Source organism: Endozoicomonas sp. ONNA1 (genome assembly GCF_024606325.1).
In the GTDB taxonomy this organism is placed as follows: Bacteria; Pseudomonadota; Gammaproteobacteria; order Pseudomonadales; family Endozoicomonadaceae; genus Endozoicomonas_A.
Genome location: NZ_JAHHPN010000689.1, coordinates 1 through 14,774 on the forward strand (window position 1 = coordinate 1; position 14,774 = coordinate 14,774).

Genomic DNA, 14,774 nt, shown 5'->3' on the forward strand with positions numbered 1-14,774 from the left:
ACGACCTTCGGGTTATGAGCCCGACGAGCTACCAGGCTGCTCCACCCCGCATCAAACCTATTAGTATACTGCCAGCTAAAAACTTGCTTCACAAGCCATAACTGTAGATACGTCATTTAAACGTTACAACGATATACCAAATTCTTTTCTTCCATTTACCAAAAAAGTTAATGGCAATTTGGTGCCCAGGGCGGGACTTGAACCCGCACGGCCGCTAGGCCACCGCCCCCTCAAGACGGCGTGTCTACCAATTCCACCACCTGGGCAAACACCACCACTACATCCTGCTTAAAGCTAGCCCTTACTGGACTGGAGGCAGAGACAGCTCTTTATTCTGCTCGTCACTCTCGACGGGTTGTGATTCTATCACAGGAGCATCGCTCTCGATACTCTTTTCTGAAGCTGCTTCTGGTGCGATCGGCGCATCACCGGCCGGAACGGACTCTTCTACAACTACAGTTGGCACACCTGCATCACTGATACTGTCTGCCTTTTGCCTGGCCACCATTGCCAGAGCAAAACTGGTCACAAAAAATACTGTCGCCAGAATCGCTGTCGTGCGACTCATAAAGTTGCCGGTACCCTGACTACCAAACACCGTCTGTGACGCACCGGAACCAAAACTGGCACCGGCTTCCGCACCCTTCCCCTGCTGCAACAAAATCAGCCCGATTACGGCAGCAGAAGCAAGAACATGAACAATAAGAACTATGGTTTCCATCACTATCCTGCAGCGCGACAGATCGCCTGGAACTCTTCAGCAACCAATGAGGCTCCCCCCACAAGACCGCCGTCAACATCCGGCAAAGCAATCAGGTCTGCAGCGTTAGCTGCTTTCATGCTACCACCATACAGAATACGAGTTCTGTCAGCCATAGCCTGATCCTGTAATGCCAGCAAGCCACGAATCACGGCATGCACTTCCTGCGCCTGCTCAGGCGTTGCAGTCAGTCCGGTTCCAATAGCCCATACGGGCTCATAAGCGATCACAAAATTTGCCAAACGCTCCGGACCAGCAGTCCGCAGCACAGCTTCAACCTGAGCCGTCACCACCTTCATGGTGTCGCCAGCCTCTCGCTCTTCCAGAGTTTCACCCACGCAAAGAATAGGTACTAAACCCTGATCTGTCAGAGCACAGAATTTCGCAGCAACTTCCTCATCCCCCTCCCCAAACAGAGAGCGACGCTCAGAATGACCAATGATCACGTATTCAATGCCGAGATCTTTAACCATCAGAGGCGAAACCTCGCCGGTATAAGCGCCATAAGTTTTGTCAGACACATTCTGCAATCCAACTTTAATGGCACTACCAGCCAACTGCTCGCAAATATTTTGAGCGTATACCGAAGGAGGACAAACCAACACTTCAGCATTAGTATACAGACCGGAAACAAGCTTACCCAGCAATTCACGATTCTCTTCAAGAGATCCGTTCATTTTCCAATTACCGGCAACTAGTGGCTGGCGCATACCGCTCACCTCAACATTCGCGAGGTCGGAATACTAACCCAGGCGCCATTATTATACAACTGCGCTGACATCTTTTGCTGGTAATTTTCTACTACCTGATAAAAACAATAAACTACGATCAATCAAGCGAACAGACAATCATTTCTGTTCATTCAAGGCCGTCATGAAAATGGCCTTGTAGAACGGTTATTTGATATTAAAGTACTGAAAAACTCCTTACGATTGGGAGCGAACCCGGTGCACACTTCTTAACTCGCCTCAGAGTGCTCCATTGATCACGCCTTTCCTCGCCGCTGCATAAACAGCAGCAACAGTACGATTAAGATACCCAAAAAGCCAAAATCAGCAGGATTAAACAAGAGAACTGGCAAGCTGATGAAAGCCAACCCTCTTTCCAGCAAACTTAACCCCTGAATCAGATAACCTTCGACAGCAACTGCCATGGCAATGATGATGGCTATAGTCTGGGCAACAGCCATAATCAGCCCGGCAAAATCCCCCTCGGTATTAATCAAACCGCTATAGGCCATCATAATGGGAATCAAGAACAAGCCCGCCGCCAATTTAAATGCTTCTACTGAAGACTTAACAGGACTGGCATTTGCGACACCCGCTCCGGCAAAAGCAGCCAGTGCAATTGGAGGCGTTACATTGGAAGTCTGTGACAGCCAGAAAACAATTAGATGGGACGTCAGCAAAGGCAATCCAAAATCCCCCAATAATGGCACAGCCATTACAGCAAGCACTATATAAGCAGCGGTAACAGGCAAACCCATCCCAAGCACCAGCGCGACAAGGCTGATCAGAATGAGTGCGGTAAACATATATCCGCCGGAAAGCGCCGTGACGAACTGCGTAAACTGCAGCCCAATACCGGTCTGCCCCACTACACCGACAATGATCCCGGCTGCCGCGCAGGCTGCAGAGATTGGCAATGCCAGAAGCGCACCCGACTTAAGTCCTTCAATGATTTTTCTGAGACCTATGCGACTATGACTTCTTAATGCCGCCGCCGCCAGAATAGCCGCACAGCCTGCCACCCCTACCAGGAGAGGTGAGTACCCGACCATCAACAGAGCGGTAATCAAAACCAAAGGAATAAGGAAGTGAGCACCCTGCTTCATGACACTCCATAGCGCTTGTGTTCGATTGACCGTTGGCAATTCCAGCTTGCAAGCCATGATATGGACGTACAATAGCGTACAGAAGAAGTAGAGCAGCGCGGGCGCAATGGACGCAATCATGATGTCGCTATACGGCACTCCGGTAAACTGCGCCATGACAAAAGCACCGGCCCCCATAATAGGTGGCATGATTTGCCCACCGGTCGATGCAGCAGCTTCAATACCTGCAGCCTGTTCAGGCTTATAACCCAGCTTTTTCATCATCGGTATGGTGATGGAACCAGTGGTCACCGTATTGGCAATGGCAGATCCGGAAATAGAACCCAGGCCAGCAGAAGCTATGACAGCAGCCTTGGCTGGTCCTCCCCGATATTTACCGGCAATAGCAAAAGCCAGATCAATAAAGAACTTGCCTGCGCCCGTTACCTCAAGAAAGGCTCCAAACAAAACAAAAATAAAGACAGTGGTTGCCGCAATACCCAGCGCAGAACCAAACACACCATTACTTGAGAAGATCTGAAACTGCACCCATTCCTGAATGCTGTAACTCTTGGTTGCCAGCGCACCTGGCAGCATATCCCCAAAGCCGCTATAAACCAGGAACAATAATGCTATGAACACCATTACCCAGCCTACAGCCCGACGACAGGCCTCCATCATCAGCACCACATAGACGACACCAGCATAGAGGTCATAATCGGAAAGACCATACAAGAGATAGTTAATATCGTTGTAATCAAAGTTAATGATTCGAAAACCTGCCACCACAGTGGCTACTGCCAGAATCAAATCAAACAGCCTTACTGGCACAAAAAAACGACTCTTTTCATTTTTCAACAAAGGGTAATGAAGAAATATCAGCACCATGACCCAAGCAAGATGAACCGGCCTGAAATAGGTGGCAGAAATCGTCGAGGTCATTCCCTGCCAGATCTGAAACATGGACAGAAGCACTGCAAAGACAAGTACCAGACAGCCCGACGTTTTGATCACGACTTTATTCATTCAGCCACCTGAAAACTCAGTTGATGGAATTCAGGTATTTTTCAGCACCCGGATGAAGAGGCACACCGGACAGGCGATTAGCATTGGCTCTGGTAATGGCTTCGGCAACTTTAACCACCTTGCGAACATCACCCATGTTTTCAAAAGCTGCTTTAGTCAGGCTGAAGGCCATGTCATCAGACATATCAGCACGGACGACCAATACGTTCCAGATACTCAGGGTATCAACCTGACGTACGCCGTTGTATACATTACCCGGAATGGTGTAGCTGCTGTAAGCGGGGTTTTCAGTAATGAACTTCTCACGCTCTTTTTCAGAAACTGGCAGGATACGAATCTTTTGAGTCAGAGCCACCTGAGTCACGGCACCCACTCCCTGACCACCAACAATGAAGCCAGCATCAACCTGACCATTGGCCAGAGCATTGGTGGTTTCAGAGTAATTCAGGTAAACAGCACGAATATCTTTCGCGGGATCAATATCCATGCTTTTCAGAAGTGCCGCAGAGGTCACAGCGGTGCCGGAACCCGGCGCACCCAGAGAAACCCGCTTGCCTTTAAGCTCAGACAGTTGGGTAATGCCTGAGTTTTGAAGCGTCAAGGCATGTACCAGATTTGGATAGAGGGCAAACAGTACCTTGACCGGCATCTTACCGGGAAACTTGCCCTCACCTTTGTAAGCATCCAAAACAACATTCCCCATGGCAATGCCAGCCAGCATATCACCACGAACAACCTTGATGGTATTTTCAACAGAAGCAGCGGTGACTTCTGCTTTTACATTGATCCCATCCACCTTATCAGACCATACCTTTGCCAGCGCACCACCCAGCGGATAATAAATACCACTTTGACCACCAGTACCAATGGAGTAGTTCTGAGCAGGAGAGAGCGCAGGCAGGATCAGCATTAGGAGGGCAGCGACAAAACGCATGATATTTTTCCTGTAAAATATTTTTATATTTCTTTTCCGCAAATAAATCTTCATCGCACAGAGCGGTAAAAATGGCTTATCTGTTCACGGCTATTTCTGTCGAGCAACGGCTGTCAAGTCCAGGCACACTGACCTGTAAAAATTTGACACGTTAGTTTTGTATCCTACCTAAGGAAAGCCATTCAGAGAAGGAAGAGTTCGCCTAAAACTGATCTGGCTCAATAATGAATATCTACAACAGCAGAAGGACTGACCGAAAATCAACCAGCCAGTCCATAGAAGCGAGAATCAGGACATTTCCTGCTCAACCACCTTAGCCAGTCTTTCAGTGTGAGCACGCACTTCCTCAGCATTCTCACCCTCTACCATGACACGGATAAACGGCTCAGTACCGGAAGGCCTCAAGAGCACTCGACCACGACCTGCCAGTTCAGCTTCAGACTCCTGTATGGCTGAAACAATACCCGGCACTTTGTCAGTATCTTTTTTCTCTTTAACCCGAACATTAATCATGGTCTGCGGATACTTGCTCATTCCTTCACGCAGCTCAGACATTTTCTTACCTGAACGAACAACAGCTTTAAGAACCTGGAGCGCAGAGACAATACCATCACCGGTGGTGGATACATCTTTACAAATGATATGACCTGATGATTCACCACCAAGCTGCCAATCATGTTTCAGCAGCAACTCATTGACATAACGATCACCGACCCTGGCCCGGGCAAAGGGAATACCTCTGGCTTCCAGAGCTTTTTCCATTCCCAGATTAGTCATCAGAGTCCCAACCACGCCGCCCTTCAGCTCATTATGTTGACGACGATCCAGAGCGATAGCAAACAGTAACTCATCACCATCAACAATCTCACCATTGTCATCCACCATGATGACGCGATCACCATCACCATCAAAGGCGATACCCATATCGGCTCCACGCTCTATGACGATTTCAGCCAACTTATCAGGCTGAGTAGAACCACAACATTCATTGATATTCAGACCGTTCGGGTTAATTCCAATGGCATGGACATTAGCACCCAACTCTCTGAAAACTGCAGGACCCACCTGATAGGTAGCGCCATGACCGGCATCAATCACAATATTCATACCACGCAGGTCAAGAGGGTAAGCAGTACTGGCTTTACAATATTCGATATAGCGGCCGGAAGCATCATCCAGTCTGGTCACCTTACCCAACCCATTGGAGTCAACGACCTCAATCTCACCTTCCATCAGAGCTTCGATTTTTGCTTCAACATCGTCCGGCAACTTGCTGCCATTACCAGAAAAGAACTTGATACCATTGTCGTAAAAAGGGTTATGAGAGGCACTAATGACAATTCCGGCCTGACCATTAAAAGTACGGGTCAGATAGGCGATAGCCGGTGTCGGCATAGGACCGGTCAAACACACATCAATACCTGCCGCAGACAGGCCTGCCTCCAGGGCAGACTCAAACATATAGCCGGAGATACGGGTATCTTTACCAATAACGACTTTACCTTCACCCTCTGCAGCCAGCACCTTACCCGCAGCCCAGCCTAGCTTGAGAACAAAATCCGGGGTAATGGGAAACTCACCCACCTTGCCACGAATACCATCGGTGCCGAAAAATTTGCGACCCATAAAGCAACCCTTATTCAATAACCTGATGCCTGAATCTGCTGCCAGACAGCACTCTCAAATGAATAGACAAAAAGGAGTGACAGGTAATAACAGAAGATGTCCTAACTCACCTGAATAGCGGGGCAGAACATAAAATACTGAAGATATGTCTTAAATTATGACATGACTGTCATACAGACTTAATAGCAATGATTGTCTTACAAATGACAAAACTCTTCGCACCCGAACTTACAGCATGCGCAATTAAAGAAAGAGAAGAACAAAACAGCATCAGCCAATGCCTGCCCAGAACAGCAGGCGATTAAACCACCTTAAGCGTTCCTGACGGCATCCACCATGCGAACAGCATCAACCGTTTCAGCGACATCATGAACTCGAATGATCTGAGCTCCAGCCTGAGCAGCCAGAGTGGCGACAGCGAGACTGGCACTCAACCTCTGCTCCGCAGGCTTATTCAGCACAGCACCAATAAATGACTTTCTGGACATACCAGCCAGAACCGGAAAGTTAAGATCAAGCACACGATCCAAATGTTTTAGCAACTGCAGATCATAGGCAGGCGTTTTTCCAAACATACCGCCCCCGAATCCCGGGTCAAGAATCAGTCGGTCCCTTGCAATACCTGCTGCTTCGCAGACCCTGACACGTTCAAGCAGGTAGTCATTGACTACACCCGTCACATCATCGTAATGAGGCACAAAACCCGGCCCGGGCTGTTCAACCAGTGAGTGCATCAGCACAACAGGAAGATCGGTGGCAGCTGCCGCCTCCAGAGCTCCCGGCCTGAGCAGGGCACGCACATCATTAATCATTCCGGCACCGGCTTTGCTGGTTTCCGAAATAACCAGGGCCGAGCTGGTATCCACAGAGATTACCTGATCAAAGTTCTTTCTCAAAACCTCCAGAACCGGCATTACCCTTTCAAGCTCCTGCTCACAGGTGACTGCCCCGTTTGCTCCTGGTCTTGTGGATTCACCACCCACATCGAGAATATCCACACCATCCCGAACCATGAGTTCAGCAATACTCAGCACCTGATCAAGATTCTGATAACGACTGCTTTCATAAAAGGAGTCGGGGGTAATATTTAATACTCCCATGACCAGCGTTCGGTCAAAGGTTAGAGTTTTTCCGGCACAATTCAACTTTTGCATTTTTTCATAGACCTAAACTACGAATACCACCAAACATCTTCCAGACTCAGGAACTGCCTGATTTCACGCCAATTGCAGAGACTCAGTTTCATTTGAACATTCAGATCAGATGATTTTACACGAAAACCATTGAGCTGTCGGCGTTGCAGGGGAATATCCGGGAAGTGAAGTCACGGATTCAGGTATGGGACTTTCACCCAATCGATTAGATGATTCCTATTCAGTTATCACCCATTCATAACGGAAATTTACTGATAAATTTGGCTTTCCTTGAACATCCCGGATGCCCGGGCTTTAACACAGGGGAATTGATAAGAGCTTTTTGTTGTCAAAGCTTCAGAGCTTGTGTAATTGACACCCTCTAAAGGACGGGGATTCCTGTTAGGTGACTAACGGGAATCTCGCTCCTTCAGGGGCGAGAGGATGTCAATTGAGGGGATACCTGCACACCGGGCAGCTTCTTACCCTGTTTTCAATCATTGCCACGCCACATTCCTTATGGACTTTGTGGGAGCAGGGGAGTATCAGGCAACCGGTAAAGACGTCTTCCAGACAGATGCAGCACTCATCGTGTCCTGAATCGGGTCGGCATATATGATCACCTTTCAACCTTTTATCCAGGCAGACATTGCAAACATCACAGTGATAGGTTTTATCTTCGTATATTCGACAAATGCCGCATTTATCACAGTGGAATGGGTTTAGCACTGCTGCGGTGAAGAGCTTGCACTTTGCACAGTAAAAGTCCGACATACGCTCGTTACATTCCGGGCATATCTGGGAGCCTTCCGTAATTTCCCCTTTGTATTTACAGAGAATACACAGGAGGTGTGTTGCATCAACACCACTGGAGTTTGTCGTTTGGCATCTATCGTTTTCGTTATGACATCTATGGCAGGGGAAATAAAGGCCGCAGCAATTAAATCTCACAAGGCAGCGCCTATGGTAATGTTCGCACAATGGCTGCAGGGTTTCTTGCTGAGGCAGCGGTAACTCCTCATCCAATGGGTTTGCCCCCAGATTATAAGGACTCGACTGCTGGCAAGAAGTAAAATGCCCCGGGCCATTATCTGACATCGCCGAGATAGCCGCTGTCAACTGCTGGAGTGCTTGATGGATCATAAACTCTACTAATTCTTGTTGCTTTCTGAGTTCATCCTCCACCTTTTCGATATGCTCCCTTAAGCGCTGATTTTCAGTCTCTAAACAGGCCACCCGTCCCCAAAACCTCTGATCATCTGCAGTTAGATTTTGATTCTCTATTGTTAACCTTTGAACCTTTTCAGTTAACTCTTCAGCCTGTTGCCTTTCTATATGCTGTCTTTTTTTCCTTTCTTTTTCCTTAGCGCTTCTTTTCGGCTCAATGTCTTTTATAAGACTATGATACTTACCTACAATACGTTCTAACTTATTCAAATCACGATTCAAATTTTCAGACCCATGATCGTCGGGCCTGCCGTCTTCATTATCAGCAAGGTTAGGCTGCTTCTTTGGCCTTGCCCCCTGCTGTAAGTATTTATCAGATGGTGATTCAGAGGAACTTCCAGCAAAGCCAGAGGCACTTCTGTAGCTATCAACTTGCCGAACGGGATCGGTGAATGTATTTGCATTGCCGGCAATTATTTCGTTGGAGGTGTTATCGCTATTACTGATTACAGTCTCTTGTGGTAAAGAACAAGATTGCATCTGCATACACAGTTTATCTGTAAAGTGTATTAATTCACGGGACGACGGGTGCTGATCAAATCGTCTAAAGGTACCTGACAAAGAAGTAGAAAATGTAAATAATTGTGCATAAACCATAATATCGCGACTTATGACTGAATCTGATATTTCCCCTAACAAATTACGAATAAGTTCAACCGGATTTGAATAGCGCAGGAACAATTGAACAAAATATTCAGCAAAGCAACATTTTTCAAATTGTCCTATTGGCGACTGCTGGCCAGGCTGATTGACCTTAAGGATGATGTCCTGAACAATCTTATGCAAAATCACCAGGTTGTTTTCGCCAACTCTGGGTTGCGCCTCGTCAGCTGAAATGATCGGTTGAAGTGAAGACAGAATGCCAAGATCATTCAAAGTCTGTTTTTTATCGCTTGTAGCTTCTATCAGCTGCTCGATAAATCGGTTGCGCAATGAATTCTCACGGGAAGAACGCTGCAGTTCCAGTACCGCCTCAAGAGGAGTGAGGGGATCACCTCTGGTGTTTGTGCTTTTTGTTTCCAAAACTTGCAAACGCTGAGGCATATTCAGCTCATCCAGTATTTGCCTCAGTTTAAAAACTGCATCGCGATCCTCGCTTTCAATGATGGCTACAAGCCGACTCGCAATTACCTTAATGTCTTGAGCCGTAGCATTTTTTTCACTCTTCTCTCCATCGTCGTCTTTTCTGTTATTGCCATTCCCACTGCCTTCACTGCCTTCTCCAGGTGATGGGTTCTCCTGGCCTTCAGGTTCTCCTCTTTGCTCCTTTTGATGGTCGTTATTTTCGTTCTTTGGTTTTGCATTGGGTGCGCTACCAGAGGATTTTCCATCCCCATTACCTGCCTTCAGACCACCGCCATGGTTGGTCTTGAAGACGGTACGCTCTAGAAGCAGTTTGAAACAGCCAAGCTGCCACTGAAGGCTTTCACTGGCTGGACAAGAAGTGACAGCACGCTGGAAGAGAGTATTCCAGAAATCAACATCGGTCAGTTGTCGAATATCGAGGAAGTCAAGGCAGCCAACGGGGATAGCAGCTTCGCTGGAAGAGCCATCAGCATTAACGCGTGTAATTTTCATACGTGCCGGGGATAACTGTTCCTCAAATGAAGTAGAATCCTTACCTGTGGACCTCAGCCATGTGATGAGAGATTTGAGGATAATCAGGTCTGTTTCGAATGATCCCGATGACATGCCACCACTCAAGAGCGGGGGGTGGGAGCGGATAGAGCCTACCTCGTTCCCGCCGCTGGGAAAATCGGCAATACCAGCGAGTTTGCCTCCTATCAATCTGTTATTTCGGGCTTGACCGGTTTCCATCCCACTCCTAATGTTGTTGGAGTAGGCCAAAAGGGTCAGTGAGGTAGCACAGGGTTTGCCATTCAGGAGTGGATCTATGGTTACAGAAATAAGCTCTGGTCTGTCTGCCGTCGTAGATTTTAAGCGAACAAGCGTGCCGTTTTCAGAAACACGCTGTGAGGCATATTGGGAGGCGGGTATCTGTTCCTCCGTCGTTATCGCTAGCTGATAGCAATGGTTGTTCTGGTCGTTCGTAACTAATATTGCGATACTGTTCGAGTCTGTCGGCGCCACGGGAGCCTTAAAGCAAAGGATGCTGTTTCGGTCATTGAAACCTTCCGGAAGCAGCAAACTTAATTGCCACTGACTCACATCCTGCAGATCTTCACCATCATTAACCTCAATCCGAACCCTGTGCCCGTGAGGATTATGCCGTTCAATGATGGTTGAGGAATAGCACAACTGCATAACCACCGTGGCTTGTGAAAAAACAAACGCTATTAAGGCTATGAATGAGTGGTAATAATGCACCAATTTCTCTCATAACTTAGTCAATAATACCAACTTCGCCCTCTTTGTTTGATAGAAAACGTCAGCAGCCTGTGCTGACTTTCTGTTCTGGAAAAATAAAGGAACGCCATTGGCCAATATCATTATTCGTAGTACAAAGAGAGAATAGCCAAGAATTTATGCATCGCTATATAAGCTAATTATTCTGCGCCACACAGCCAACCGCATTATCAACCTCTTCACCGGCAAAACTGATCGGCAATCATGGCTGGTGGGATGTCCATAATAAGTCTCCACATTGTCAACTTATTTCAGGACGGGACAAATCATACAAAAAAGGCAGGATAACAATCCTGCCTTTTTTGTTTTGTCAGAAGGGATCAGTGTTCGCCAGCAGGCCCACCGATAGGTCCTTTCTTATCATCATCGCTGTCGGCAACTTTTGGCTCAGATGCTTCAGGAGCCTCTTCCGCCTTGATACCTGCATCACCGTCACCGTTAGATGAGGAACCAGAAGACTCCTTAGGTGGACGAGGCTTCTTGCCTGACATAATGTCATCAATCTGATCAGTATCAATGGTTTCATACTGCATCAACGCATCTGACATCAGGTCCAGCTTATCGCGGTTTTCCTTGAGAAGTCGCTCAGCAGTGTTATAGCACTCATCAATGATGCTACGCACTTCTTCGTCGATCATCTTGGCGGTTTCGCCAGACACATTCATGCGTCCGCCGCCACTGCCGTAGTTCTTGCCCAGGAATACCTCGCCTTCTTCATCATCATACTGAAGAGGTCCCAGCTTCTCGGACAGCCCCCATTTGGTCACCATATTTCTGGCAATCTGGGTTGCACGCTGAATATCGTTGGATGCACCGGTGGTGACGCCCGCTTTACCCAGCGTCATTTCTTCAGCGATGCGACCACCAAAGAGTGAACAGATCTGACTCATCAGAGCTTCTTTACTCTGGCTATAACGATCTTCCTCAGGCAGGAACATGGTGACACCCAATGCACGACCACGAGGAATAATACTGACCTTGTATACCGGATCGTGGTCAGGCACCAGACGGCCAACAATAGCGTGACCAGCTTCATGATAGGCCGTATTACGTTTTTCTTTCTCGCTCATCACCATGGACTTGCGCTCAGCACCCATCATGATTTTATCTTTAGCAAGATCGAACTCGTGCATACCCACCGTGCGCTTGTTGGCGCGGGCAGAAAACAATGCCGCTTCGTTCACCAGATTAGAAAGATCGGCACCGGAGAAACCCGGAGTACCACGAGCAATCACTGCAGGCTCAACGTCATCCCCAATAGGTACCTTGCGCATGTGTACTTTCAGAATCTGTTCACGTCCTCGGATGTCTGGCAGACCCACCACAACCTGACGGTCAAAACGGCCGGGACGCAGAAGCGCCGGATCCAGTACATCTGGACGGTTGGTTGCAGCAATTACGATGATACCGTCGTTTGCTTCAAAACCATCCATCTCTACCAGCAGCTGGTTAAGTGTTTGTTCACGCTCATCATGACCACCGCCCATGCCAGCACCACGGTGACGACCCACTGCATCAATCTCGTCAATGAAGATAATGCATGGTGCCTGCTTTTTAGCTTGTTCGAACATGTCTCTGACACGGGAAGCACCCACACCCACAAACATTTCAACAAAGTCGGAGCCAGAAATGGTGAAGAAAGGCACCTTGGCTTCACCGGCAATAGCCTTGGCCAGCAGGGTTTTACCTGTGCCAGGAGGACCTACCATCAGCACGCCACGAGGAATGCGGCCACCCAGACGCTGGAACTTGCCCGGATCTTTCAGAAAATCTACCAGCTCCTGTACGTCTTCCTTGGCTTCTTCAACACCTGCCACATCAGCAAAAGTGGTCTTGATCTGATCTTCCGACAGCAGCCTGGCTTTACTCTTGCCAAAGCTCATCGGGCCACCACGGCCACCGCCGCCACCCTGCATCTGTCGCATAAAGAACATGAAGACAGCAAGAATCACCAGAATCGGGAAACTGGCAACCAGCAACTGTGTCCAGATGCTTTGCTTTTCAATAGGCTTGGATTCGATTTGAACGTTGCCGCGCAGCAGCTCGTCCATCAACTGATTATCGGGCACTGCCGGGGGCAGGTTGGTCTCAAAACGCTCACTGCTGTTCATGAGTCCGGTAATAGTAAATCCGTCAATCACTACTTTGCTGACTTGACGATTTTCTACCGCACTGATGAAGTCAGAATAACTGAGCTTCTGGGTAGAGGACTGCATTCCATCGAAGTTTTTGAATACGGTCAACAGCACCAGGGCAATGATGACCCATAAAATCAAGTTTTTTGCCATATCATTCAAAGGGCTACCCTCACTTGAGCGTACTGAAGCCTGTGGCGAACGGTTTTAAAGGGCATAATTACCGGCTCTGCTCTCTCGTATGGTTAATTCGCACCTCCTACCATACACGAATGGCAGAGAGGGGGACAGTCATCAGCTGGCTATTGGGCAGATAGAAAAAATCTATAATACCGGCAGGTCTGCTTTAAACTGCGCTGCGACAAGGTTTTTCTGGTTTACCTGACGGGTTGTCAGGTTTCTGTCAAGATTCGATAGCGCTTAACCATCCCCCCTTGAACAATCAGAACACTCCAACATCCCGGTTAAGTAAATGTTCTCAGGATACAAAATTTCTGGCCAACAAAAACACCTCTCTGGACCTTGCCCTTGAAGAGCCTGGTTTGCGGGTAATCACTTTCTGGAATGAGGTTTTCATGTCCTTGTGATACTCCTGATACCCTTCCCCCTGAAATGCTTTGGTCAGGAAAGAGCCGTTTTTCTTCAGCACCTGCCTGGCCAGATCCAGAGCCAGCTCAGCCAGATACATAGCTCTGGGCTGATCAACGGCCAGCGTACCACTCATATTGGGGGCCATATCTGAAATTACAAGGTCTACTTTGTCACTGCCGATAGTTTCAAGGATTTTTTCCAGTACAGCGTCCTCGGTAAAGTCGCCCTGAACAAAGTCAACCCCGGCAATGGGGTTCATGGGAAGAATGTCTGAAGCCACCACACGACCGTTATCACCTACCATCTCGATAGCTACCTGGGACCAGCCGCCCGGAGCCGCACCCAGATCAACCACTTTCATCCCCGGCTTGATCAGCTTGTCCTTCTCCTGAATCTCGATCAGCTTGTAGCTGGCCCGGGAACGGTAGCCGTCTTCTTGTGAGCGTTTAACATATTCGTCTTCAAAGTGCTCCTGTAGCCAGCGGGCACTGCTTTTGGATCTGGCCATTTCTACCTTACACTATCTACCTTAAAAACTTTATTCATGACTCTTGGACTTGTGAGCCATAGAGAATAAAGTACAATGATGAACTTTTGATCAACAGTTTCCAAGCCGGTCTTTCCCAATCTTAACAAAAACCGGGAAGCGAGCCCCCGACTGAGGTATGTGATATACAACCTTGTTTTATCGCCCACCAGGAACCTGTTGCCCGGTTGTCATGGCTGTAGGCAATCGGCTTACTGAATATTCAGCCTCAGGATTCTGAAATCATGAGCATTAGTTCTGAAAAAAAGAGACACTTCCGTTCCCTCGGTCACAAGCTGAAACCTGTCGTAATGGTAGCGGGCAACGGTCTGAGTGATGGTGTTATTGAAGAGACAGTGCGTGCCCTGCACGATCACGAGCTGATCAAGATAAAGTTTGCCTTAGGCGATCGTGAAATCAAGAAAGAAGCCATTACCGAACTGTGCAACCGGACTCATGCAGAACTGATTCAAACCATTGGCAACATTGCTCTTATCTATAAAGAGAATAAAGACGCCAAGCCTAACCTTTCCAATGTCAAAAGCTTTTGATATTTCAGGGTGCCTGAGTTTAAGGCACTCCGTTCAGTTCCTTTTTGTATAAAAAGTTCAGAGCATTTAATTCAAGTCGCACACT

At 47.9% G+C, this 14,774-nt stretch carries 10 protein-coding genes and 1 tRNA gene; 1 reads left to right on the top strand and 10 read right to left on the bottom strand.

What is annotated here, in order from left to right:
- Window positions 1-179: 179 nt before the first annotated feature.
- The 10 genes from KDK19_RS16195 to rlmE form a co-directional block, all read right to left on the bottom strand.
- Window positions 180-266: transfer RNA gene (locus tag KDK19_RS16195), tRNA-Leu, on the bottom strand.
- Window positions 267-301: 35 nt separating this feature from the next.
- A complete protein-coding gene (gene secG, locus KDK19_RS16200) occupies window positions 302-721 on the bottom strand; it encodes a preprotein translocase subunit SecG (RefSeq protein WP_257254773.1) in 420 nt (139 codons plus the stop codon).
- Between the two features lie 2 nt (window positions 722-723).
- The gene (tpiA, locus tag KDK19_RS16205; RefSeq protein ID WP_257254772.1) at window positions 724-1,470 is read right to left on the bottom strand and encodes a triose-phosphate isomerase; all 747 of its coding nucleotides are present in this window, start codon (window positions 1,468-1,470) and stop codon (window positions 724-726) included.
- A gap of 275 nt (window positions 1,471-1,745) precedes the next feature.
- Entirely contained in the window at window positions 1,746-3,599 is a 1,854-nt protein-coding gene (locus KDK19_RS16210; RefSeq protein ID WP_257254771.1) for a TRAP transporter fused permease subunit, read from the bottom strand.
- A gap of 16 nt (window positions 3,600-3,615) precedes the next feature.
- Window positions 3,616-4,533 carry a TAXI family TRAP transporter solute-binding subunit gene (locus tag KDK19_RS16215; protein WP_257292367.1) on the bottom strand — a complete coding sequence of 306 codons (918 nt, stop codon included), beginning with the start codon at window positions 4,531-4,533 and terminating at the stop codon, window positions 3,616-3,618.
- A gap of 288 nt (window positions 4,534-4,821) precedes the next feature.
- The gene (gene glmM / locus KDK19_RS16220; protein WP_257254769.1) at window positions 4,822-6,159 is read right to left on the bottom strand and encodes a phosphoglucosamine mutase; all 1,338 of its coding nucleotides are present in this window, start codon (window positions 6,157-6,159) and stop codon (window positions 4,822-4,824) included.
- Between the two features lie 311 nt (window positions 6,160-6,470).
- On the bottom strand, window positions 6,471-7,313 hold the full coding sequence (gene folP, locus KDK19_RS16225) for a dihydropteroate synthase (RefSeq protein WP_257254768.1): 843 nt from the start codon (window positions 7,311-7,313) through the stop codon (window positions 6,471-6,473).
- A 426-nt stretch (window positions 7,314-7,739) separates the two neighbouring features.
- Window positions 7,740-10,784 (bottom strand): CHY zinc finger protein, encoded by a 3,045-nt coding sequence (locus KDK19_RS16230; RefSeq protein WP_257254767.1) that lies wholly within the window; start codon window positions 10,782-10,784, stop codon window positions 7,740-7,742.
- A gap of 422 nt (window positions 10,785-11,206) precedes the next feature.
- Complete coding sequence (gene ftsH, locus KDK19_RS16235; protein WP_257254766.1) at window positions 11,207-13,174, bottom strand: ATP-dependent zinc metalloprotease FtsH; 1,968 nt, start codon at window positions 13,172-13,174, stop codon at window positions 11,207-11,209.
- A 325-nt stretch (window positions 13,175-13,499) separates the two neighbouring features.
- Window positions 13,500-14,120: a 23S rRNA (uridine(2552)-2'-O)-methyltransferase RlmE gene (gene rlmE / locus KDK19_RS16240; RefSeq protein WP_257280662.1), complete on the bottom strand. Its 621-nt coding sequence runs from the start codon at window positions 14,118-14,120 to the stop codon at window positions 13,500-13,502.
- 263 nt (window positions 14,121-14,383) lie between these two features.
- Here rlmE and yhbY point away from each other — a divergent pair, with 263 nt between their 5' ends.
- Window positions 14,384-14,689, top strand: coding sequence for a ribosome assembly RNA-binding protein YhbY (gene yhbY / locus KDK19_RS16245; protein WP_257253702.1), 306 nt, complete (start codon window positions 14,384-14,386; stop codon window positions 14,687-14,689).
- Window positions 14,690-14,774 lie beyond the last annotated feature (85 nt).

What these genes read in the sequence shown, in the direction of transcription:
- secG (WP_257254773.1), bottom strand. Translation starts at nt 721, where the DNA reads ATGGAAACCATAGTTCTTATTGTTCATGTTCTTGCTTCTGCTGCCGTA.
- tpiA (WP_257254772.1), bottom strand. Translation starts at nt 1,470, where the DNA reads ATGCGCCAGCCACTAGTTGCCGGTAATTGGAAAATGAACGGATCTCTT.
- KDK19_RS16210 (WP_257254771.1), bottom strand. Translation starts at nt 3,599, where the DNA reads ATGAATAAAGTCGTGATCAAAACGTCGGGCTGTCTGGTACTTGTCTTT.
- folP (WP_257254768.1), bottom strand. Translation starts at nt 7,313, where the DNA reads ATGCAAAAGTTGAATTGTGCCGGAAAAACTCTAACCTTTGACCGAACG.
- KDK19_RS16230 (WP_257254767.1), bottom strand. Translation starts at nt 10,784, where the DNA reads ATGCAGTTGTGCTATTCCTCAACCATCATTGAACGGCATAATCCTCAC.
- ftsH (WP_257254766.1), bottom strand. Translation starts at nt 13,174, where the DNA reads ATGGCAAAAAACTTGATTTTATGGGTCATCATTGCCCTGGTGCTGTTG.
- KDK19_RS16215 (WP_257292367.1), bottom strand. Translation starts at nt 4,533, where the DNA reads ATGCGTTTTGTCGCTGCCCTCCTAATGCTGATCCTGCCTGCGCTCTCT.
- yhbY (WP_257253702.1), top strand. Translation starts at nt 14,384, where the DNA reads ATGAGCATTAGTTCTGAAAAAAAGAGACACTTCCGTTCCCTCGGTCAC.
- rlmE (WP_257280662.1), bottom strand. Translation starts at nt 14,120, where the DNA reads ATGGCCAGATCCAAAAGCAGTGCCCGCTGGCTACAGGAGCACTTTGAA.
- glmM (WP_257254769.1), bottom strand. Translation starts at nt 6,159, where the DNA reads ATGGGTCGCAAATTTTTCGGCACCGATGGTATTCGTGGCAAGGTGGGT.